The organism is Streptomyces sp. CHD11, assembly GCF_018638295.1.
Classification (GTDB): Bacteria; Actinomycetota; Actinomycetes; order Streptomycetales; family Streptomycetaceae; genus Streptomyces.
Genome location: NZ_JABTTS010000003.1, coordinates 199456 through 220697 on the forward strand (window position 1 = coordinate 199456; position 21242 = coordinate 220697).

24 protein-coding genes and 2 pseudogenes are annotated in these 21242 nt (G+C 72.3%); 17 read left to right on the forward strand and 9 right to left on the reverse strand.

Translation table 11 applies throughout. The features are described from left to right. Positions 1 to 122: 122 nt before the first annotated feature. Entirely contained in the window at positions 123 to 956 is an 834-nt protein-coding gene (locus HTV45_RS04480) for an alpha/beta fold hydrolase (protein WP_215204258.1), read from the reverse strand. A gap of 109 nt (positions 957 to 1065) precedes the next feature. Here HTV45_RS04480 and HTV45_RS04485 point away from each other — a divergent pair, with 109 nt between their 5' ends. After that, on the forward strand, positions 1066 to 1668 hold the full coding sequence (locus HTV45_RS04485) for a TetR/AcrR family transcriptional regulator (RefSeq protein ID WP_215204259.1): 603 nt from the start codon (positions 1066 to 1068) through the stop codon (positions 1666 to 1668). Between the two features lie 74 nt (positions 1669 to 1742). Continuing rightward, positions 1743 to 2098, forward strand: a pseudogene (locus HTV45_RS33995) (helix-turn-helix domain-containing protein); the annotation flags it as partial. Between the two features lie 89 nt (positions 2099 to 2187). Here HTV45_RS33995 and HTV45_RS04490 read toward each other — a convergent pair. Together HTV45_RS04490 and HTV45_RS04495 are read right to left on the reverse strand one after the other, a co-directional pair. Next, on the reverse strand, positions 2188 to 3027 hold the full coding sequence (locus HTV45_RS04490; RefSeq protein WP_215204260.1) for an endonuclease/exonuclease/phosphatase family protein: 840 nt from the start codon (positions 3025 to 3027) through the stop codon (positions 2188 to 2190). A gap of 242 nt (positions 3028 to 3269) precedes the next feature. Continuing rightward, positions 3270 to 3437 (reverse strand): hypothetical protein, encoded by a 168-nt coding sequence (locus HTV45_RS04495; RefSeq protein WP_181007202.1) that lies wholly within the window; start codon positions 3435 to 3437, stop codon positions 3270 to 3272. Between the two features lie 271 nt (positions 3438 to 3708). On the opposite strand from HTV45_RS04495, the pseudogene HTV45_RS34000 reads away from it, so the two are divergent. The 5 genes and pseudogenes from HTV45_RS34000 to HTV45_RS04515 all read left to right on the forward strand — a co-directional run. Next, positions 3709 to 3905 (forward strand): annotated as a pseudogene (locus HTV45_RS34000) (alpha/beta fold hydrolase); the annotation flags it as partial. Positions 3906 to 4162: 257 nt separating this feature from the next. Then, positions 4163 to 4879, forward strand: coding sequence for a two-component system response regulator CseB (gene cseB / locus HTV45_RS04500; protein WP_215204261.1), 717 nt, complete (start codon positions 4163 to 4165; stop codon positions 4877 to 4879). A gap of 15 nt (positions 4880 to 4894) precedes the next feature. After that, on the forward strand, positions 4895 to 6172 hold the full coding sequence (locus HTV45_RS04505) for a HAMP domain-containing sensor histidine kinase (protein ID WP_215204262.1): 1278 nt from the start codon (positions 4895 to 4897) through the stop codon (positions 6170 to 6172). 159 nt (positions 6173 to 6331) lie between these two features. Continuing rightward, positions 6332 to 7306, forward strand: coding sequence for a D-alanyl-D-alanine carboxypeptidase family protein (locus tag HTV45_RS04510; RefSeq protein ID WP_215204263.1), 975 nt, complete (start codon positions 6332 to 6334; stop codon positions 7304 to 7306). Between the two features lie 6 nt (positions 7307 to 7312). Then, the gene (locus HTV45_RS04515; RefSeq protein WP_215204264.1) at positions 7313 to 8377 is read left to right on the forward strand and encodes an endonuclease/exonuclease/phosphatase family protein; all 1065 of its coding nucleotides are present in this window, start codon (positions 7313 to 7315) and stop codon (positions 8375 to 8377) included. A 62-nt stretch (positions 8378 to 8439) separates the two neighbouring features. Here HTV45_RS04515 and gap read toward each other — a convergent pair whose 3' ends face one another. The 3 genes from gap to HTV45_RS04530 form a co-directional block, all read right to left on the reverse strand. Then, positions 8440 to 9438 carry a type I glyceraldehyde-3-phosphate dehydrogenase gene (gene gap / locus HTV45_RS04520; protein WP_215204265.1) on the reverse strand — a complete coding sequence of 333 codons (999 nt, stop codon included), beginning with the start codon at positions 9436 to 9438 and terminating at the stop codon, positions 8440 to 8442. A 110-nt stretch (positions 9439 to 9548) separates the two neighbouring features. Next, complete coding sequence (locus HTV45_RS04525) at positions 9549 to 10505, reverse strand: GlxA family transcriptional regulator (protein ID WP_215204266.1); 957 nt, start codon at positions 10503 to 10505, stop codon at positions 9549 to 9551. A 282-nt stretch (positions 10506 to 10787) separates the two neighbouring features. Beyond that, positions 10788 to 12506, reverse strand: a complete 1719-nt coding sequence (locus tag HTV45_RS04530) for a SpoIIE family protein phosphatase (protein WP_215204267.1) — start codon at positions 12504 to 12506, stop codon at positions 10788 to 10790. Between the two features lie 326 nt (positions 12507 to 12832). On the opposite strand from HTV45_RS04530, the gene HTV45_RS04535 reads away from it, so the two are divergent. From HTV45_RS04535 to HTV45_RS04555, 5 genes are all read left to right on the forward strand, one after another. Further along, positions 12833 to 13804 (forward strand): alpha/beta fold hydrolase, encoded by a 972-nt coding sequence (locus HTV45_RS04535; RefSeq protein ID WP_215204268.1) that lies wholly within the window; start codon positions 12833 to 12835, stop codon positions 13802 to 13804. Between the two features lie 159 nt (positions 13805 to 13963). Further along, positions 13964 to 14590, forward strand: a complete 627-nt coding sequence (locus HTV45_RS04540) for a cyclopropane-fatty-acyl-phospholipid synthase family protein (RefSeq protein WP_215204269.1) — start codon at positions 13964 to 13966, stop codon at positions 14588 to 14590. Positions 14591 to 14617: 27 nt separating this feature from the next. Further along, a complete protein-coding gene (locus HTV45_RS04545) occupies positions 14618 to 15118 on the forward strand; it encodes a DinB family protein (RefSeq protein WP_215204270.1) in 501 nt (166 codons plus the stop codon). Positions 15119 to 15390: 272 nt separating this feature from the next. Continuing rightward, entirely contained in the window at positions 15391 to 15909 is a 519-nt protein-coding gene (locus HTV45_RS04550; RefSeq protein ID WP_215204271.1) for a lytic polysaccharide monooxygenase auxiliary activity family 9 protein, read from the forward strand. A gap of 252 nt (positions 15910 to 16161) precedes the next feature. Continuing rightward, on the forward strand, positions 16162 to 17064 hold the full coding sequence (locus HTV45_RS04555) for an NAD-dependent protein deacetylase (protein WP_215204272.1): 903 nt from the start codon (positions 16162 to 16164) through the stop codon (positions 17062 to 17064). 165 nt (positions 17065 to 17229) lie between these two features. Here HTV45_RS04555 and HTV45_RS04560 read toward each other — a convergent pair whose 3' ends face one another. The 3 genes from HTV45_RS04560 to HTV45_RS04570 all read right to left on the reverse strand — a co-directional run bounded on the left by HTV45_RS04560 (position 17230) and on the right by HTV45_RS04570 (position 18544). After that, positions 17230 to 17715 (reverse strand): VOC family protein, encoded by a 486-nt coding sequence (locus HTV45_RS04560; RefSeq protein WP_215204273.1) that lies wholly within the window; start codon positions 17713 to 17715, stop codon positions 17230 to 17232. A gap of 111 nt (positions 17716 to 17826) precedes the next feature. Next, positions 17827 to 17982 carry a hypothetical protein gene (locus HTV45_RS04565; RefSeq protein ID WP_215204274.1) on the reverse strand — a complete coding sequence of 52 codons (156 nt, stop codon included), beginning with the start codon at positions 17980 to 17982 and terminating at the stop codon, positions 17827 to 17829. Positions 17983 to 18172: 190 nt separating this feature from the next. Then, positions 18173 to 18544 carry a helix-turn-helix domain-containing protein gene (locus HTV45_RS04570; RefSeq protein ID WP_215204275.1) on the reverse strand — a complete coding sequence of 124 codons (372 nt, stop codon included), beginning with the start codon at positions 18542 to 18544 and terminating at the stop codon, positions 18173 to 18175. A 79-nt stretch (positions 18545 to 18623) separates the two neighbouring features. On the opposite strand from HTV45_RS04570, the gene HTV45_RS04575 reads away from it, so the two are divergent. The 5 genes from HTV45_RS04575 (at position 18624) to HTV45_RS04595 (ending at position 21139) form a co-directional block, all read left to right on the forward strand. After that, the gene (locus HTV45_RS04575; protein WP_215204276.1) at positions 18624 to 19034 is read left to right on the forward strand and encodes a RidA family protein; all 411 of its coding nucleotides are present in this window, start codon (positions 18624 to 18626) and stop codon (positions 19032 to 19034) included. A gap of 135 nt (positions 19035 to 19169) precedes the next feature. Further along, entirely contained in the window at positions 19170 to 19520 is a 351-nt protein-coding gene (locus HTV45_RS04580; protein WP_215204277.1) for a hypothetical protein, read from the forward strand. Beyond that, positions 19517 to 20131, forward strand: a complete 615-nt coding sequence (locus HTV45_RS04585; RefSeq protein ID WP_215204278.1) for a class F sortase — start codon at positions 19517 to 19519, stop codon at positions 20129 to 20131. The genes HTV45_RS04580 and HTV45_RS04585 overlap by 4 nt, the downstream gene beginning before the upstream one ends. Before the next feature lie 101 nt (positions 20132 to 20232). Then, on the forward strand, positions 20233 to 20724 hold the full coding sequence (locus HTV45_RS04590) for an RNA polymerase sigma factor (RefSeq protein ID WP_215204279.1): 492 nt from the start codon (positions 20233 to 20235) through the stop codon (positions 20722 to 20724). Further along, the gene (locus tag HTV45_RS04595; protein WP_215204280.1) at positions 20708 to 21139 is read left to right on the forward strand and encodes a hypothetical protein; all 432 of its coding nucleotides are present in this window, start codon (positions 20708 to 20710) and stop codon (positions 21137 to 21139) included. The genes HTV45_RS04590 and HTV45_RS04595 overlap by 17 nt, the downstream gene beginning before the upstream one ends. Positions 21140 to 21242: the final 103 nt, after the last annotated feature.

Genomic DNA, 21242 nt, shown 5'->3' on the forward strand with positions numbered 1-21242 from the left:
CATCCACCGTTCGTCACCGAAGTAGCGGAATGGGTCGTCGGGCCGCTCAGCCCCCGTCCGCCCCGGCGCCCGAGGCCGGCAGGGACCCGATGGCCGTCGGATCAGCGCGGGCGGGGTGGCGGTCAGGGGGCGGACAGGAATGTCCTGATCTCCTCGACCACGCGTTCGGGGGCGTCCTCCATGAGGAAGTGGCCGGCGCCGGGGACGGTGACGAGGTCGGCGTCCGGAATGGCGCCGCTGAGCCGCCGCGCGTAGTGCAGGGGCTGCCACCGGTCCTCCTCGCCCCACAGGACGCGCACGGGCACGGACAGGCCTCCGAGTGCGTCGCTGATCTCCTCGGTGTACTTCGCGTCGTAGTGGCGGACCTGGTGTTCGAAGAACGAGGCACGGCCCAGGGCGGAGCGGTGGGGCGCCAGGTAGGCCTCGAGAACGCCGCCGGTCATGAGCGATCCGTCCGCGACGGTCATCTCGAGCTGGCGGGTCAGCAGATCGTCGAACGCCTCTTGCGACATGCTCATGCAGTCGTCCAGGTGCTCGTCGATGATCCGGCGCCAGGTCGGGGAAGGCCATGAGTCGTAGCTGACCGAGTCGATGACCAGCAGCCGCCGCACACGCTCGGGGTGGGCCACGGCGAAGCGCAGGCCGACGGCGCCGCCGATGTCGTGCGCGACGATGTCGGCCCGTTCGATGTCCAGCGCGTCCAGAAGGTGCGCGAGGAGGTCCGTCTGGGCGGCGACCGAGGTGTCGCGGTTTACCGGCCGCTCGGAGCGGCCGTAGCCGAGCAGGTCGTAGGTGACGGCCCGGAAGCCGTCCGCCTCGATGTGCGGGACGACGTCACGCCATTCGTACGAGTGGGAGGGCGTGCCGTGGATGAAGATCACAGGCATGCCCCGGCCCTGGTCCCGGTAGGCGAGGCGTACCCCGTCGACGACGAGGTCGCTGGTGAGAAGGGTCATGGTGGCTCCATGGAAGGGATGGACGGCACGGGGGAGCCCGGCGGCACGGATGTCCGCCGCGCGACCTATACTAGGTAGACCAGTCTACCTAGTGAAGTCGAGGTGTGAGATGTCCGAGTCGGAGCGGACACCGGCCGCCGGGAGGCGGCGGCCGGCCCGGGAGCGGGTCCTCGCCGCAGCGGCCCGGCGTTTCTACGCCCATGGGGTCACGGCGACCGGGATCGACACGATCACCGCCGACGCCGGTGTGGCGAAGATGAGCCTGTACAACAACTTCCCCTCCAAGGCCGATCTCGTCCTGGCCTACCTGGACGCCCGGCACCAGGAGTGGCTGACGCGGTACCGCGCGCGGCTGGAGCGGGCCGACGGCCCCCGTGACGGCGTACTCGCCGTCTTCGACACCTATGTCGACAGTGCCGAGCCCGTCCGCGGGGACACCTTCCGCGGGTGCGGACTGCTCAACGCCGCCGGGGAGTTGCCCGCCGGGGACGCGGGACGGGCGTTGGTGCGCCGGCAGAAGGAGGAGGTCGAGCGCCTGATGGCCGATCAGGTCGGGATGCTGCTGCCCGGCTGTCCCGAGGCGGCTCGCACCCTGGCGGAACACCTGGCGTTCCTCCTGGAGGGCGCCATGGTGCGGGCCGGCCTGGAAGGCGACAGCGGTCGCCTGCGGCAGGCCCGCACCATGGCGGCCCGTCTGCTGGAGTCGGCCTGACCGGACCCACAGCGAGCGGCACCCCGGCCCGTGACGCAAGGTGAGGTGAGCTGGACGGCCTCGTCCGCGAACGCATGCGCGCCCTGCGGGTCACCCAGGACTGTCCCTGGAGGAGCCGGCCACGCTCCCATGTCAGCCGGTCGACGCTGAGCCGCATCGCGAACGCGGGCAGCGGCGGCTCGCGCTGGATCAGCCGGTCACCCTTGCCCGCGCCCTGGACACGTCACTGGATCAGCTGGTGGAGACCGCCACCGACGACGTCATCTCCGGTCCGGCGATCCTCATGCTGGGGCACAAGCGTCTGCGCGTCGAGACCCACCAGGCCGCCGAGTTCCCCACGGTGCTTCCGCACGCCGTCGCCACCGCCGGCGGCACCTGCGAGATCCCGGGCGTCTTCGACCGCGACGCCCGCCGCAGCCATCGGCGCGACGCGGCAGGGGCACCGGTGACCCGTCCGACTGACTCCTCCCCCTCAGGGCCGCCCGGGGCCGCGCCGGTCGTGCGCGGCCCAGCGGGGCATCACGCCATGTCCACGTCGGTGTGCAGCACGTCGTGGTCCGAGTACGGGGTGGTCCACACACGGTGCCGGAGCGGGGCGACACCGCGCAGGAAGATGTAGTCGAACTTGCTCCGCCAGTCGGTGGTCGGCGTGCAGGCGCCGGTGTCCGAGGGACGGCACCGGGGGTCGGTGTCCTCCGCCAGCGCCCATATGGGGGTCAGTTCGGGGGTGTCCGGCACCGCGTTCAAGTCGCCGAGCACGATGGCGCGCTCGTGCCGGGCGATCGCCGCGGCGAGCACATCCGTCTGCTCGGCCCGGACCGCTTCCTGACGGCGCTCAGCGAGATGGGTGTTGAAGACCCGGACCGGCCGGTCGCCCACCAGGGTGGTGACGGCCATGTAGCCGCGGTCCTCCGATCCGCCGTCGGGGTACTCCTCCTTCACCTGGTCCGTCATCGGTGCCGCCGAGAGGATCGCCTGCCCGTAGCCACCGGGGTTCCACGGAAGTCCCCCGCAGCGGCTCCACTTCTTCAGAACCGCCCCGTACTCGACGTGGTAGACGAGCCCGTAGAGGTTCTCCAGATGGTCCCTGATCCGTGCGACGTCCCGTTCGCACGCCTCCTGCAGTCCGACGACCTGGGGCGCGAACCTGGCGATCTCCGAGGCCCGGTCGGCATTGCTCTCTCCGCAGGGGTTGCACATGTTCCACGTCATGACCCGGTTGGGCACGACGTCCCGCGCGGGACCCACGGGCGGCGCCTCGGCGGAGAAGAGCCCGCTCGGTGCGCTCGGTCCGAGGATCACCATGCAGGCCGCGACCGCCGCGACCGCCAGCAACCGCGTTCCCCTCGCGAACACCATCGCCTCCCTGACGAACCGCCCACGGCATCTGCCGTCTTCCGCACGAGGTTATTTGACGGCCATGCGGAAGGTCACGGCGAGGCCCGCCGGAGAGACGGTGTGCCTCCCGTACGACAGTGGCGCCGGACCACCGGACCGGCGGGGCAGGGCACTTCGGCCGGCGACCGGGACCGGACCGGCTTCGGCGCACCGGGAGCGCGAGGGCCGCCGGTCCGGGCGCCGGCCCTCGCGGGGCAGCCCCGTCAGCGCCTGCGGGACCAGCCGGCCCCGATGCCCGCCACGTGCAGGGCCAAGGCGGTCAACCCCAGCAACATGACGTTCACCGAAGAGAACACGTCGTTGGTGCCGATCTCCGCCGCGTTGATCAGAAACGCGATGAAGAACAGTACCGCCGCGATGATACCGAGCATGAGCGAGCTCCTCTCGTCAGGATGAAGCCCGTATGCCCAGTCATCGCGCCCACAGACGCGCGAATACCTCGGAGAGCGGAATTCTCCGCTCGGGCCGTCGAGTTGGACGTCGGGGACGGCACCGCGAACCGGCTGTCGGCCGGACCGGCGGGAAGACGTGCGTGGCCTCCCCTGTGCGGGTGCGTCCACCGGTGAGCGCCCGGCGGCCTCGTCGTCCCGACGGACGCCACCCGCTCCTGAGAGGAACAGCGACCCTTGACATCCTCCCCCAGGGGAGATCGCCCTCCCTGCTCTGGTGTGCCGGGGCGAGGAGGACACCTGGATTCCCCTGGCGAGGGACAGCAGCTCACCGACCGCATCCCGGGTGCCACGCCCGGACCGATCCCCGGTGCGGGCCACCTCGTCCAGGAGGACGCGCCCACCGAGCTCACAGCGGCTCTCCTCACGTTCCTCCAGCGGCAGGGCTGACACCCCACGCGCATCAGGTGCCGGCCGTCCGGCGCGGATGTTTCCGGGACGCCCGGTTGCGCAGCGGCGGCCGCGCAAACGTGTGTCCGCTACCGCTCGGCTGCGCAGCGGCTGTGTATCTGCTGTGTATCTGCTGTGTATCTGCCCTGACAGGCCGGTACCCGTAGTGGGGCCGTGACCCCGCGTCACCCACGACAAGCCGTCCGACCAGGCATGATGGAGGACCGACCTTCCGGTACCGCGCCCGATGGATCCACATGTCTGATACCTCCCCCGTCCTTCCCGTCACCGTTCTGCTCGTCGAGGACGACGAGGTGATCCGGAGATCCGTGGCCATGGCCCTGGAACGCTACGGCTACCGCGTGGAGGTTGCGGGCGACGGGCTGACGGGGCTCGAGCTCTTCCGCGAGGGTGCGCACGACCTGCTGCTGCTCGACGTGATGCTGCCGGGCCTGGACGGCATCGGGCTGTGCCGCCGGATCAGGGAGACCAGCACGGCCCCGGTGCTGATGATGTCGGCTCGCGGCGACTCCCTCGACGTGGTCTCCGGACTGGAGGCCGGGGCCGACGACTATGTGGTCAAACCCGTCGACACCCCCGTCCTGGTGGCCCGTATCCGTTCGCTGCTCCGCCGGGCCGCCTTCACGCCGGCCGCGCAGACCGAGCGGGCCGGCCCCGCCGGGACGCCCGCCCGGCTGGTCTTCGGCGATCTGGCCATCGATCCCGCGGCCCTGGAGGTCCACCGGGGCGGTGAGGAGGTGGCGTTGGCCCCGACCGAACTGCGCCTGCTCCTCGAGTTCGCGGCACATCCGGGTGTCGTACTGAGCCGCCAGACCCTGCTGCGCAACGTGTGGGACTACGGCTGGGACGGCGACTCCCGGGTCGTCGACCTCTGCGTGCAGCGGCTGCGCAAGAAGATCGGCGCCGACCGCGTCGAAACCGTCCGCGGCTTCGGCTACAAGCTGCGGCGCTGACCCCGGGAACGCCTGATGTCGATCGTGCGCGCACTGCTGAACCTCCGCTCGGTGCACTGGAAGGTCATCGGCCTGGTGGCCCTGGCCTGTACCGCGATGGCCCTCACCGTCGGCCTGCTCGTGCACAGGTCGACACTGGACCGGTCCATGCACGAGGGCGCGGCCAAGGCCATCAGCACACTGGACAGGGAGATCCGGGACGCCCGTACCACCGGTGGGGCTCCGCCGTCGGCGACGCCCGGCGAGCTTCCGGCGTCCCTTCTTCGGCAGGTGGAACGGAACGGCAGCGGAACGCTCTACGAGAACGAGCCCCCGGCACCCGTCTTCTGGGCGGCACGGAGGGAGGGCGGGCAGCTGTACGCGATCCGGACCGACATGACCGCCGACCTGCTCACCCGGCAGGCCCTGGACCGGCACCTGTGGAAGTACTCCCTGCTCACGCTGGGCGTCGTGGTCCCGGTGACGGCGCTGGCCACCGAGGTGCCGGCCAGACGGCTGCGCCGGGTGGCCCGGACGGCGCGCAGCATCGCGGAGGGGGATCTGGACGCACGGACCGCCATGGGTTGTTGGGGCGGTGACGAGATCACCGAGATCTCGGCCACGGTCGACTCCATGGCCGACAGTCTGCAGGAACGCATCACCGGTGAGCAGCGCTTCACCGCCGATGTCGCGCACGAGCTGCGCACACCGCTGATGGGGCTGGTCACCTCCGCCGGTCTGCTCCCCGAGGGTGAGGCGACCGAACTGGTGCGAGACCGGGTCCGGGTGCTGCGGGACCTGGTCGAGGACCTGCTGGAGATCTCCCGTCTCGACGCGGGCGCCGAGCGGTTCCGGCCGCGGGAGGTGGCCCTGGCCGAGCTGGTCGAGGAGTCGGTGGCGAGAACGGGGCTCACCGCGACGGTGAGCGCCGTCGGCGTCCCGGTCGCGCAGACGGACCCGCGCCGACTGGACCGTATCGTCGCCAATCTGGTCGTCAACGCCCACCGGCACGGTGCCCGGCCCGTGGAGATCACCGTCTCCGGCCGGACGATCACCGTACGGGACCACGGACCGGGATTTCCGCCGGATCTCCTCGCGAACGGACCCCAGCGGTTCCGTACGGGCGCGGCCGAACGGGGCCGCGGCCACGGTCTGGGGCTCACGATCGCCCGGGGCCAGGCCACGGTGATCGGGGCGGCCCTGAACCTCATGAACGACCCCGCGGACGGCGGGGCGGTCGCGGTCGTGCGCCTGCCGGCAACGGCTCCCGCGGACCTGTGCGAGGCGGGTCCCAGCGGTTCCGCGCGGCCCTAGACACGCCCCGTCCTCTCCGCCGCGCCGGCCGGCCCGCTGATACACGACGGATGGTTTCCCGAGGGCTCACAGCGCTCCGGCATCCGTCGTCCGGACGCATCGCGCCAGCAGCCTTGCTGCCGTACTCGTCCTGTGCGTCAGCTCCGGAGGTCGCTTCCGATGTTCCTTCCCCCCGCCCGCCGCCCCCGCACCGTGGTCGGTGTGACGGCCCTGCTTCTCCTGGTCGCACTGGGTATCGTCGTCACCCTGGTGTGGCCCGGCCCCGGGGCCGTCCGCGATCACGGTGTCTCCTCCCCCCGTACGGACGCCGGCCGGCCCGCGGCCGGGGAGGGGTCCGACGTGGCGTGGCCGGGGGACGGCCAGAGCGCCGTCGCGCTGGAGGGCAGAGGTTCCCTGGGGGTGCGGGGCGAACGGCGGCCGGTACCGATCGCGAGTCTGACGAAGGTGATGACCGCCCACGTCATCCTCACCGGACATCCGCTGCGACCGGGTGAGCGGGGCCCCCGGATCGAGGTGGACCGGCAGGCCGCCCACGAGGTGGGGGTCGGGGGCGAGTCGACGGTACCCGTCCGGGCCGGCGACCGGTACACCGAACGACAGCTTCTGGAGCTGCTGTTGATCCCATCGGGGAACAACATCGCCCGTCTGCTGGCCCGTTGGGACTCCGGCAGTCAGGAGGCCTTCGTGCTCAAGATGCGGCGGGCCGCGCGCGACCTGGGCATGACCGACACCACCTACACCGGAGCCAGCGGTATCGAGGTGACGACGACGAGCACGGCGGTCGACCAGTTGAGGCTGGCCCGGCAGGTGATGAGGAATCCCGTGTTCCGTGACATCGTGGCCACCCGGACGGTCACCGTCCCCGGCGCGGGTCCGGTCTCCAACACCAATACGCTGCTGGGCACTTCGGGCGTCATCGGTCTCAAGACCGGCTCCAGCACCCCGGCGGGCGGCAATCTCCTGTGGGCCTGCGAGGTCCGCGTCGGTGACCGCGACCTGATGATGCTGGGCGCGGTCCTGCACCAGCGGGCCGGCACCACCGCCGGTGAGGGGCTGCGGGCGGCACTGGACAACAGCCGTGCGCTGATCGACGGGCTGCGCGGCCGGCTGGCCTCCCCCCGGTCGGAGGGCTGAACGAGGATGGCCACGACACGCACCGGCGCCTCGACAGCCCGCGAGGGACAGGCGCTGACCCCGGACGCGGCGGCGGGTCCGCCGGAGGACACCCAGGCGCCGCCGGCACCGCCGTCGTCCGGGCGGTTCCGGCCGCGACGGTCGCCGTACGCGGGAGCCGTGACGACCGGACTCGCCGTCCTTCTCGCCGCGGTGGTGACGGCCCACGACCGGGTGCCCGACACCCCGTGGCACCTGGGAAGTCTGGTCGAGACGCTGTTGCCCTGGACAGCCCTCGCGATCCCCGCACTGACCGCCGCGGCGCTGCTGCGCCGGTCCCGGGTGGCGACGGTGTCCCTGCTCCTGCCGGTCACGGTCTGGCTCACGGTCTTCGGCGGCACCCTCACCGACAAGTCGTCGCCGGGCGGAGATCTCACCGTGGTCAGCCACAACGTCAACCAGGACAATCCCGATCCGGAGGGCACGGTACGCGGCCTGGTCGCGTCCGGGGCGGACGTCCTGGCGCTGGTGGAACTGGGCCCCGCCACGGCACCCGCATACGAGCGTGCCCTGGCCCCCGCCTATCCGTACCACTTCTACGAGGGCACGGTGGGTCTCTGGAGCACCCACCCCCTCCGGGACGCCCACTCGCTGCCGATCATGCCGTGGACCCGGGCGATGCGCGCCACGGTGGAAACCCCGGAAGGCCCCCTGGCCGCCTACGTCGTGCATCTGCCGTCGGTTCGGGTCAACTCCGCCGGATTCACCACGGGCGCACGTGACGAGGCACTCCGCCGTCTCACGGCGGAGTTGCCGGCCGAGGACGCGCGACCCGTCGTCGTCATGGGTGACTTCAACGGCGTCGGCGGGGATCGCGCGCTGCGCCCCCTCACCCGGCACTTCGACGAGGTCCAGTCCACGGCCGGTGCGGGCTTCGGGTTCACCTGGCCGTCACGTTTCCCGATGGTGCGGATCGACCAGATCTTCGTGAAGGGCGCGAAGGCCACCTCGGCCCGGACCCTGCCCGCGACGGCGAGCGACCACCTTCCGGTGGCCGCACGCCTCGACCTCGGCCCCGCAGCTCCGGCGTGACCTCACGCGTGTACCTGCGTCGTTCCACCGCGGCCCTCGTGCCCGGGCAGCGCGCCGCCGGTTCAGCGGGCGGCGAGGAGTGCGAGGGTGTCGATCACACGGTTCGAGAAGCCCCACTCGTTGTCGTACCAGGCGACCACCTTGATGTGCCGGCCGTCCACGCGGGTCAGGGCCGAATCGAAGATCGACGACGCCGGGTTGCCGGTGATGTCGGACGACACCAGCGGGTCCTCCGAGTACTCGAGCACTCCGGCGAGCGGCCCCCGCGCCGCGGCCCGGTACGCGTCCAGTACGTCCTCGCGCGTGACGTCCCGGCCGACGGTCGTGTTGAGCTCGACGATCGAACCCACCGGAACGGGCACCCGGATCGAGTCGCCCGACAGCTTGCCGTCGAGGCCGGGCAGCACGAGACCGATCGCCTTGGCGGCGCCCGTCGTCGTCGGCACGATGTTGACGGCCGCGGCGCGGGCCCGGCGGGCGTCGCGGTGCGGACCGTCCTGCAGGTTCTGCTCCTGGGTGTAGGCGTGCACGGTCGTCATGAATCCGTGCTCGATGCCCGCGAGTTCGTCGAGGACCGCGGCCAGTGGAGCGAGCGCGTTGGTCGTGCACGAGGCGTTGGAGACGATGGTGTGCAGTTCCGGGTCGTAGGCGTCGCTGTTCACGCCGTACGCCAGTGTGATGTCGGCACCGTCCGACGGCGCGCTGACCAGGACCTTCCTCGCGCCGGCGTCGAGGTGGGCCCGAGCAGCCGTGGCGGAGGTGAAGCGACCGGTCGCCTCCAGCACGATGTCGACGCCGAGTTCGGCCCACGGCAGCCGGGCCGGCTCCCGCTCGGCGAGCACCGTCACGCGGTGGCCGTCGACGACGAGAGCGTTCCCGTCGACGGTGACCGGCCGGCCGAGCCGGCCCGCGGTCGTGTCGTAGGCGAGCAGCCGCGCCAGAGTGGCCGGCTCCGTCAGGTCGTTGACGGCCACGACCTCCAGGGTGCTGTCGCGCTCGAGCAGCGCGCGCAGCACGTTGCGTCCGATGCGGCCGAATCCGTTGATCGCGATGCGAGTCATGTGCGGGGTCCCTTCGTGTCGTCCCCTGCCAGGGTCGCGCCCGGTCCGGCCCGGTGGCAGCGGCACGAACGCCACGGTTCGAAAGGATCGCGCCAACCGCGGGCGGGACCCTAGTCGACCCGGGTGAAAGTGCGCCGGTACTCGCTCGGAGTGGTGCCGAGGATCCGCTGGAAGTGCAGGCGCAGATTGGCCCCCGTGCCCAGGCCGACGTCGGCGGCGATCTGTTCGACACTCAGTTGCGAGCGCTCCAGCAACTCGCGGGCCACGTCGATGCGGGCGCGCATCACCCATTGCATCGGTGTGTAGCCCGTGTCCTCGACGAAGCGGCGTGAGAACGTCCGCGGCGACACCGCCGCGTGCCGGGCGAGTTCGCCGAGGGTGAGGGGTTCACCGAGCCGGCGCAGCGCCCATTCGCGGGTGGCGGCGAACCGCTCGCCGAGTTGCTCGGGCAGGCTGCGCGGGACGTACTGGGCCTGGCCGCCGCTGCGATAGGGCGCCGCGACCAGGCGCCGGGCCGCGTGGTGGGAAGCGGCGACGCCGAGGTCGCCGCGCAGGATGTGCAGGCACAGGTCGATGCCGGAGGCGGCGCCGGCCGACGTCAGGACGCTGCCTTCGTCGACGAACAGCACGTTCTCGTCCACCCGGACCGACGGGTGCCGGGCCGCGAGCGCCCGGGTGTAGTGCCAGTGGGTCGTGGCCCGCTTGCCGTCGAGCGCTCCCGTGGCAGCCAGGGTGAAGGCACCCGTGGAGATGGCCGCGAGCCGCGCACCCCGCCGATGGGCGGCGATCAGCGCCTCGACGACGGCCCGCGGCGGGTCCTCGCGGTCCGGGAAGCGATAGCCGGGGATGAAGACGATGTCGGCCCATTCGAGCGTCTCGAGCCCTTGGGCGACGTGGTACGACAGACCGTCGCCACCGGCGACCGGCCCCGGGGCCGCGCCGCACACCCGCACCTCGTACGGCATGCTCGCCCGGGTCGTGAACACCTGGGCGGGAATCCCGACGTCGAGGGGCTTGGCGCCTTCGGAGACGAGGACGGCGACGCGGCGCAGGCGGGAAGCAGGCACGGGGGAAGCGTAGGCGAACCGCGGCGGGGCGGCCCCGGCCCGGGTACGCCGTGGAGGGCCGTCGAGTCGTGAGGGAGGCCGGCAGCCCGCCGCCCACCACCGGTCGCCGGTCGCCGGTCAACCGCCCAGGCAACCGGTACGGAGGATGGTCCGGGCGTTCCGGCCGGAAGGCCGGAGTGTGTCGGGGAGGCACGGCCGGGCACGGTGTGCCGTCCCATGAGGCCAGGGGTGGCGGACTCGCTCCGGTCCTGGTTCCGCCTCCTCCTGTGCAGGGCTCCCGCGTCAGTCCCAGGGCACGCGGAGGGCCAGCAGGGCGACGTCGTCGTCGTTGTCCGCGGGGCGCACCCGGCGGAGCAGCTGATCCGAGAAGGAGGCGAGGGGGCGGTGGGCGAGGGCCGCGGCATGCTGGCGCAAGCGGTCCAGACCGCTGTCGAGGGGCCGGCCGGGCGCCTCGACGAGGCCGTCCGTGTACAGCACCAGGGTGGATCCGGGCGGGAGCAGTGCCGTGGCGTCGGGACGCGGGAGGTTCGTCTGGGTGCCCAGCAGAATGCCGTGCCCGTCGGTGAGATAGGTCGCCAGGCCGTCCCGGCTGACCAGCAGGGGCGGAGGGTGCCCCCCGTTGGTCCAGGACAGCCGCCAGTGATTGTCCTCGGCCGCTTCGATACGGGCGAAGATCAAGGTCACCATGTCGACGTCGGTGATGTGGTGGATGGCCGCGTCGAGCCGCTCGACGATGCGGCTGGGAGGGTCCTGCTGGGACCAGGCATAGGCGCGGAGCATGTTGCGGACCTGTGCCATGCCGGCTGCCGCCTCCAGGTCGTGGCCCACGACGTCGCCGATGGCCAGAGCGGTGGATGTGGGGGACAGCGGGAAGGCGTCGTACCAGTCGCCGCCGACATGTGAGGCGTCGGGTGCGGGAAGGTAGCGGACCGTCATCCGCAGGCCCGGGACACCCGGCATCTGGGGCAGCAGATGGGTCTGCATCGTCTCGGCGACTTTGCGCTGGCGCTGGTAGAGGCGGGCGTTGTCCAGGGCGAGGCCGGCGCGACGCGCGATGTCCTCGATCAGTGGAAGGTCCGCGGAGGCGAAGGTCTCCGGGTTCTCGGCGCGGCCCAGCGTCAGGGCGCCCAGGACGGCGCGTGTGCTGCGGATGGGCGCGATGGCCGCGGTGTGCATTCCGGTGGCCTTGAACAGGCGCCCCTGCTCGGCCGCGATCCCGGAATCCGGTGTCCCCTGGTACGTCTGCGGGCCCGCCAGGGTGGAGGAGACGCCCCGCAGGGCTCTGGAGAGGGGCATGGGGGACTGCTGGGGAATCGGCGGCATCGGACCCTGGAGGTCCTCGTGCCGCACGAGGGTGTCACCGTCGGCGTGGACGACGACCGTCCGCCACACCTCGTCGCGCTCGGCGATCAGGTCGACGATCACCCAGTCGGCCAGCCGGGGCACGACCAGGGCCACCAGCCGGTCCAGCGCCTCGTCGGCGTCGAGGGTGGAGGTCAGCCGGGTGGTGGTCTCGGCCAGCAGGGCCAGCCGCTGCAGTTCCGACAGGGACTGGGACGTCCGCGGCGATGGTGCGAGGGGCGGCTGGGACGGCTCGGGAGTGTGGAAGACCACGAGCGTGCCGGTGCGGTGGTCACCGTAGTCGTACGGAGTGATCAGCCAGGAGATGAGCAGAACGGAGCCGTCGGCGGCCGCGAAGTAGTCCTCGTCGGCCTGGGCGGTGCGTCCGGAGTGGAAGGGCTGCCGCATGGCGCACTGGGTTCTCGGAATGGGCTGCCCGTGCGGTCCGCGGTGCAGCAGGTCGTGCGCGTCCTGCCCGAGGAGTTCCCCGGCGGTCCGGCCCAGCAGCCGCTCGGCCCGGCCGTTGACAGCGACGATGCAGCCCTCCTCGTCGACGACGTAGGCTCCGGCGCCGATGACCTCCAGCGCTCCGGTGAGCGCGGCCGAAGAGGCCGGCACGAGCGCTTCGTGAACGGGCTCCGTGTGTTCCGGCCCTGCCATGGCGTCCTCCTCGCTGAGCGGGCCGGCGCACGCCGCCGGTCATGCCCGGCTGTGTGTGCCTCTCCCGATGGTTCGCCTTCCCCGTATGCCCCTCCGCGGGAACAATCCACGTTACCGGCGCTGTCGCCTCGCTCACCGGTTCGGCCGGCCACCGGTTTCGCCGGAGCCGATGCCCCGTGGGCCCCCGCCCGCCCCCGGAACGCGCTCGCCTCCTTCTCGTGCGATCTCGTGCGATCTTCACACACCTGGATCAACCGGCACTGCGGGGCCGGTCGGCGGCGTGCACTGTCGTCTCATCAGTCATTCCCCTCCACGAAAGAGTGACGATGAAGCGCACACGGCACAGCGCCACCCGGCGGACGCTCTCCCTGGCTCTCCTCCTCCCGGCCACCGCTCTGATAGCCGCCGGCCCCTCGCCGGCCTCCGAGAACGGGGAGGCGGCCGAGCCGCAGCGGAGCGCCAAGCCGACCGTCGTACTCGTGCACGGCTACTGGGCGGACTCCTCGGGCTGGAACGAAGTCGTCGAGAGCCTCCAGGCACAGGGCTATCCGGTAGTGGCCACCGCCAACCCGCTGCGCAGCCTGTCCGGCGACTCCGAGTACCTCGCTGCCCGGCTCGAGGCGATCGAGGGACCGATCGTCCTCGCCGCCCACTCCTACGGCGGCGCTGTCATCACCAACGCCGCGGCCGGCAACCCGAACGTCGAGTCCCTCGTCTACATCGCCGGATTCGCTCCCGCCGAGGGCGAGTCCGCGTTCGAACTGGCGGCCAAGTACCCCGGCAGCCGTGTGACGGACGACCCCACGGCCCCCGTCCCCACCGCCCTGGACGCCGTCCCGCTCGGCGGCGACGCCGCGAACGTCGACCTGTACCTCAAGCCGGACAAGTTCAGCGACGTCTTCCTGAGTGACCGTCTCGAGAAGAGCCGCGCACGCGTACTGGCTGCCTCGCAGCGGCCCGCGACCGCCCTCTCGGGCAGCGAACCGGGCAGGGCCGCGGCGTGGAAGACCATTCCGTCCTGGGCGCTCGTCCCCACCGACGACCGCACGATCGGCACGGACAACCTGCGGTTCATGGCCGAGCGGGCCGGTTCCACGACCGTCGAGATCGACGCCCCGCACGCCGTGCTGGAGACCGACCCGGACGAGGTCACCGACCTGATCCTGCGGGCCGCGCACGACGCACGGCCCGCCCTCGCCGCCACCGGTGCGGCCACGCAGAGCGCGGTACTCGGCGGCACGGCGGTGCTCGCCGTGGCCGCGGGAGCGGCTCTCATGATCCGCGCCCGCCGCGCCTGACGGCGCCCGCCAGGTCGGCCGCACCGCCTCGGCCCGGGGCGTCGGAGCGGCAGCGCCCTCCGGCAGCGGCCCGGGTCCGTCTTGCCGTTCCGGCATGATGGCGTGCCGGAACGCGCAGGGCTGCGGAAGAATCCGGGTTCCCGGCAGAAGGAGCCCCTGATGAGTACCACCGATGCGGCCAGGTTCTGGGACGGCGTCCACACGAACCGTCCGACGGTCGCCGATCCACGGCCGAACGCACGTCTCACCGAAACGGTCGCAGGGCTGCCGGCCGGCGAGGTGCTGGACCTAGGGTGCGGCGCCGGTGGCGACGCGTTGTGGCTCGCCCGCCAGGGCTGGCAGGTGACCGCCGTCGACGTGTCGTCCGTGGCGGTCGAGCGCCTCACCCGGCTTGCGGTCGCCCAGGGCGTGGACGGCCGGATCAGCGCCCGGCGGCACGATCTGCGCGTGTCCTTCCCGGACGGCCTGTTCGACCTCGTGTCCGTCCACTACCTGCACACTCCCCTCGACCTGGACCGGGCAGGCGTGTTGCGGTCGGCGGCACACAGCCTGCGGCCGGGCGGCCGTCTGCTGGTCGTCGACCACGGCTCGACCGCCCCGTGGTCGTGGAGTCGGGATCCCGGAGTCCGGTACCCCACCGCGCGGGAGGTCGCCGCGGACATGGCCCTGGACCCGCGGACGTGGACGGTGGAGAGGGCCGGGGCCCACACCAGGAACGCGACCGGACCGGACGGGCAGACCGCCGAGGTCACCGACCACGTACTGCTCGTCCTCCGCACCGCCTGATCCCGCGCCGCTCCACGAGGAGACCCCATGCCTCCCGCCCCACCCCGCAGAAGCCGCAAGGACACCCCGCCGCCCCGCACGGGACACAGCGAGGCGGAAGTCCTTCGCGGGTTCCTCGACTACCTCCGCGAGTCGGTCGCCACGAAGGTCGAGAGCGCCCCCGAACCGCAGGTCCGCACCCCTGGAGTGCCGTCGGGCACCAACCTGCTCGGTCTGCTCCACCACCTCACGGCCGTCGAGCGGGCGACGTTCCTCGGTGACCGGGTCGCCGACTGGCAGGGAACCTTCCACGTCTCCCCCGAGGACGGTGTGGCGGATGTCGTCGCCCGCTACCGTGAGGCGGTCGCCCGGGCCGACGAGGTGCTCGACGAGTGCGCCGATCTCGCCTCGCCCGTGCCGCGCCCCCGGCCCCACCGTGCTGCCCCCAGCGTGCGCTGGGCACTCACCCACATGATCGAGGAGACCGGACGTCACGCCGGCCAGGCGGACATCCTCCGTGAACTCATCGACGGCGCGACCGGCCGCTGACCACCGCCCGGCATCCACGCCCGTGCGGCCACGCCCCACTCTTGACACGTTCACGCCTACCGCTTGTATGGTCTAGGCCAACAGAACTCACCGCTCCGCTTCCGGAGTTGACCTGCGCGGACCCCGACCACTTCCCCGCGAGGACGGTGAGAGCGCGCCACCTTCGCGCCTCTTGGCCCCACCCACGAGCGGTCGACCCGCCGCGTGCGGTCCCCCACCCATGACCCACGACCACGCGCGCCCGGGGACGATCCGATGTGAAGGAGTTCCCCATGCGTACCAGCAAGAAGACCGCCGCGCTGATCGGCGCGGCTCTCGCCCCCGTGGTCGCCGTCGCTCTGCCCGCCTCGTCGGCGAGCGCGCACGGCTACATCTCCGATCCGCCCAGCCGTCAGGCCCAGTGTGCCGCGGGCACCGTCTCCTGCGGGGACATCACCTACGAACCGCAGAGCGTCGAAGGGCCCAAGGGACTGACCAGTTGCAGCGGTGGCAACAGCCGCTTCGACGAACTGGACGACGACAGCCGGGGCTGGACGGTCACGCCCGTCGCCCGGAACACGACGTTCTCCTGGCGGCTCACGGCCCAGCACGCGACCAGCACCTGGGAGTACTACGCCGGCGGTCAGCGGATCGCGCTGTTCGACGACGGCGGAGCCAAACCCGGGGAGGTGGTGAACCACCAGGTCGACTTCGGCGGTCTCACCGGACAGCAGAAGGTCCTCGCCGTCTGGAACGTGGCCGACACCACCAACGCGTTCTACGCCTGTATCGACGTCAACGTCGGCGGCTGACCACCGGGCCGGGCGGCTCCCGGGGACGGCCACCCCGTCCCCGGGACCGCCGCCCACCGCGCGCACGCGTCGGCCGATCACGCCGGCGCGCCACCCGTCCGGTCCTCCCGCATGCCCCTCCGCCACCGACCGGCGGCAGGTGAGCCGGTACCGCGCACCCGGCCCGCGAACCCTCTGGCCGGCCCCGGCCTCCTGCGCGGGGAGAAGCGACGCGTCCGGCCGGGTGGGGGCCGGGTTCCGTACCCTGGCTGCATGCGCATGCGCCCCACGTTGAGCTGGACCCCCGCCGACGGCCTGCCGCCGGGCACCACGGACCTGGAACCGGTCGCCGACGCGCTGCGCCCCGGCGGTGTGCTGGTATTGACCGGGGCGGGTATCTCCACCGAGTCGGGCATCCCCGACTACCGGGGCGAGGGCGGGAGCCTGACCCGCCACACGCCGATGACCTACCAGGACTTCACCGGCAGCGACCGGGCCCGGCGCCGGTACTGGGCGCGCAGCCACCTCGGCCGGCGCACCTTCGTCCGCGCCCGGCCGAATTCCGGACACCGGGCCGTGGCCGCCTTCGAGCGGCACGGCCTGCTCTCGGGCGTGATCACCCAGAACGTCGACGGTCTGCACCAGGCCGCGGGCAGCCAGGGCGTCGTGGAACTCCACGGTGGCCTGGAGCGGGTCGTCTGCCTCTCCTGCGGCGCCCTGAGCCCGCGCGCCGAACTGGCGGCGCGGCTGGAGGAGGCCAACGCGGGCTTCGCGCCCGTGGCCGCCGGGATCAACCCGGACGGTGACGCCGACCTCAGCGACGAGCAGGTCGGGGACTTCCGGGTGGTGCCCTGCACGGTGTGCGGCGGCATCCTCAAACCGGATGTGGTGTTCTTCGGTGAGAACGTACCGCCGCAGCGGGTCGAGCACTGCCGCGCCCTGGTCAGCGAGGCGTCCGCGCTGCTCGTCCTCGGGTCCTCGCTGACCGTGATGTCCGGGCTGAGGTTCGTCCGCCAGGCCGCCTTGGCCGGCACACCGGTACTGATCGTCAACCGGGACCCCACCCGCGGCGACCGCCACGCCCTCAGCCGGGTCGCGCTCCCCCTGGGAGACGCGCTCGGCACGGTTGCCGAGCGGCTGGGCATTTCTCCCGTCGCCGACCGGACGGTGGCCTGAACAGGGGCGCGGCGGCCGGATCGCCGAAGTCGTCGAGGGCTGCCGGCCCCCGACCGGCACCGGCCGCCCGGCTGCCGCACCAGCCACTCAGCGGTCCGCCGACCCGGGAGGGACCGGGCCGGCCGAGCCGGCCGGGTGCGGTGCGGTCGCCCAGGTGAGGTGAGGTCATCCCGCGGCGGCCAGGCGGCGCCGGAGTTCCTCCTCCGTCACATCCTCCAGATGGGTCAGGAAGACCCACATGTGGCCCGAAGGATCCCTGAGGATGACGGTGCGGTCCCCGTGGAACATGTCCGTCGGCGGCTGGAGGATCTCCGCCCCGGCGGCCGCCGCCCGCTCCGCCAGACGGTCGACGTCCGGCACGAAGACATGCAGCGCGACGGAGGTCCCCCCGCCGAGGGAGACCGGGGCGGCGAAGGCGCCGGCCTCCGCCTCGTCGGTACTGGCGTCCCCCAGCATCAGCACCGACCGGCCGACGGTGATCTCGGCGTGCAGGACCCCGCCGCCCGGAGCATCGACCCTGAAGTCCTCGTGGGCGCCGAACGCCCGCTGGTAGAAGCCGATCGCCGCGGCGGCGTCGTCGACCATGATGTGCGGGATCACGGCATGCCGGTAGCGGTCGGGGATCTCGGTGTGCGCTGTGCGCCCGCCCATGGTGAACCTCCTCGGAACGGCGCCGGCGGTCGGTTCCGCGGCCCTGCGGTGAACGTAGGACCTCAAGTCCGGTTCAGGTCAAGCGTGGAAGGTGCCGCGAACCCGGAGGCGTCAGCTGACCAGCACCCAGAGCAGCAGGGTGAACAGCAGAGCGAACACGAGCAGCGCCGGCGCCCCGAGGATCAGCGCGAACAGCCCCCACCGGGTCCGCCCCGCCGGAACAGCCGTCTCCGTCGACCGGGTTGCCCCGTCCTGTACTGACCCCATACGTCCCACTCCCGTCGAAGCGCTGCCCGTGTACGTCGATTCTGTCAGCCGAACGGCGACCGGATCGCCCGAACGCCCGCACACGAGGCGCAGTTCGGCGGAACGCCGATCAGAGCCGTGAGGCGTCGCCTGCCTCCCACGTCACACCGAGGCCGGCCGACCGGGTCCCGGGCGGGGCACCCATGCGCGTTCACTCCAGGTCGAAGGCGCGGCGGGCTCGTTCGATCTCGGGCAGGTGGGCGGCCGCCCATTCCAGCAGTACCTCGACCGGCGGCCGCATGGTCTTGCCCAGCGGGGTGATCCGGTACTCGACCGCGACGGGGCGGGAACTGAGGAGCACGCGTTCGACGATCCCGTTGCGCTCGAGCCGCCGCAGGGTCGCGGTGAGCGACTTCTGCGTCACGGCCGGAATGGCGCGGCGCAGGTCGTTGAAACGGCAGGGCCGTTCACAGAGTTCACCCAGAACACTCAGCGACCACTTGTCCAGCACCTGGTCGAGCAGTTCCCGGTGCGGTGGCGCGACCTCGAGCGCGCCGTCGTGTCTGTCGTCGGTATCCGTCACGATACTTGGTCTCCTTGAAGTGTCCTGCGTCCACCAGATATCAAATGTATACCTGCAAGCACCAACCGAGGAGACTCCTGTGTCCGTCCGTCGTTTCACCCCCGAAGGCATGATGCGCCCCACGCCGTACGCGCATGTCGCCGTCGGCACCGGCACCCGTCACGTCCATGTGAGCGGCCAGGTGGCCCGTACCGCGGACGGGTCCCCCGTCGCCCCGGGCGACCTGGCCGGGCAGGTCGCGCACGCACTGCGGAACACCGCCACGGGCCTCGCGGGAGCGGGCGCGTCGTTCGACGACGTGCTGCGCCTGACGTTCTATGTCACCGACTGGGCCCCCGAGAAGATCGGTGACTTCATGGCGGGGGTCGAGCAGGTGGCACAGGAGATCGGACTGCCGGTGCCGCTCCCCCCGTCGTCACTGATCGGGGTCGACTACCTCTTCGAGCCCGACGTGCTGGTCGAGGTGGAGGCGACCGCCATCCTCGATTGAGGGCCCGTCGGGACACCTCGAACGCGTCTTTACTCTTTCTTTGCAACGCGGTCCGTCCCCGCATCGTCTCTCCGCACGATCCATCACCCAGCCCGCCGGATCACGTGCGGGCGGACCGAGGAAAGAGAGCGATTCATGCGCCGAACCGTCCTGAGTGCCGCGGCACTCGCGTGCACAGCCGTACTGGCGAGCGCGATGCCCGCGTTCGCCGACGACCCCTCCCCCGTTCCCGACACCAAGGTGGCGGAGAGCGCGACGCCGACCCCGGCCCAGGAAGCGGCCCCGGAGGACGGTGAGCCGGCCCCGGCGGAGGACGCCGGCGGAGTCACCGTCGTACCCAGGGGCGCGCCCGACACCGGTACCGCTCCGGCGTCGGCGGAGTCCGGCGGCGACGGCGCGCTGATCGGCGGGGGTGCCGCCGCGGTGCTCGCCGGCGGGGGTGCGGCGGTCTTCCTCGTTCGGCGTCGGCGGGCGACAGCGGAATGACCCCGCTCTCCAGGCGTGCCTTCGCCACCGCGGCCGCGGGGGCCCTCCTGGCCGGCTGCGGCGGCGGGCACCGGACCGGCGGCGGGGCCGACGGGCGTCCGCGGAGCACGGAGCCGGCCGGGCGGTCGTCCGCGAAGCCGGCGCGCGCCCTGCGGCGTTCGGTTCCGGTCCGGCTCGAGATTCCGGCCATCGCGGTGGACACCCCGGTCATGAGGCTGGGGCTGGCCCCGGACCACACGGTCGAGGTGCCTCCGCTCACGGCCGACGACCGGGCGGGCTGGTACCGGCACTCACCGACGCCCGGCCAGCGCGGTCCGTCGGTGATCCTCGGCCACGTCACGGTCGGCGACCACGGGGACGGCGTCTTCCGCCATCTCGCGCGGTTGCGCCGGGGTGAGCGGATCGTGGCACACCTGGAGAACGGCACCGCGGCGGAGTTCGCCGTCGGCTCGGTCCGGACGGTCGCCAAGGCCGACTTCCCGACCGAGGAGGTCTACGGGGACGTCGACCGTGCGGAGCTGCGGCTCATCACCTGCGGCGGCCCGCGTGTCGGGGACGAGTACCGCGACAACGTGATCGTGTTCGCCACCTTGCGCGCCGCGATCGCCTGACCCGTCACCGGGGTCCCGGGCCGCCGGTCCCGTGCCGGCGGCCCGGGGCCCCTTCCGCGAGCGGTACGACGCCATCGGTGCCGCCACGACCATGGAGAGCGTTGAAACGGTCCCGCGAGCAGGCAGCGTCCGAACTCTTCGCTGCCCTCTATCCGCGTCTCGCCGGCTGGTGCCGCCGGCTGGTCGACGACGACGAGACGGCCCACGAGATCGCCTCGGAGGCGTTCACCAGGCTGTGGTCCCGCTGGACCTCCGTGGCGGAACCCCGCGGCTTCCTCTACGTCACCGCGGCCAACCTGGTACGGGACCACTGGCGCAAACTCGAGCGGGAGCGCCGGACCGTCCACCGGGTGGGCACCGAGGCCGCCGTCCGGCCGCACAACGAACAGTCGGATCCGTCCGTACGCCTGCTCGTGCAGTCGCTGCCGGAACGGCTGCGCGTGCCGATCCTGCTGCACTACTACGCTGACATGCCGATCCGGGAGGTGTCCGCGGTGACCGGACGCAAGGAGGGAACCGTCAAGGCCGATCTCCACGCGGCCCGGGAACTGCTCCGAGCCCACTTGAGGAGAACCCTTGATCACACGCCCTGACGAGGATCCGGAGTTCGGCGCCGACGACCCCCTCACCGTCATACTGCGGCCCGCCTCCGACTCCCTCGGCCCGCCGCCCGGCCGGTTCGAGGCGATCCGGCGCGGCGCGGCGCGGCGCCGGCTGGTCCGTACCGTGGCCGGCGTCGGACTGGTCTGTGCCGCCGGAGCGCTGGTCGTCCTGCCCCTGCAGAACGCGTCGAAGGCCGACAGGCCCGTCTCTCCCACGGTGCCGCTCGCCCCGCCTCCGGTGAGCGACGGCCGCTCCCCCACGCCCAGTCCGCCGGTGGCGCCGGTGGTCACCGAGTCCCCGCATGAGCCCGTGACCTCGGCACCGAGCCAGGTCGTGCCCACCCCCGCCCCGCCGGCGCTGGACCCCCCGGCGGACCCGGACCCGCCGGCCACGGACGCTCCGTAGCGCAGGGCGGCGCGACGGCCGTCCGGGGCCGGCCCCGGGCGTGGGAACGGGTCCGCCCCCGCCCTCCGCGTGTGCGGGGAGCAGGGGCGGACCTGCGGGGCCG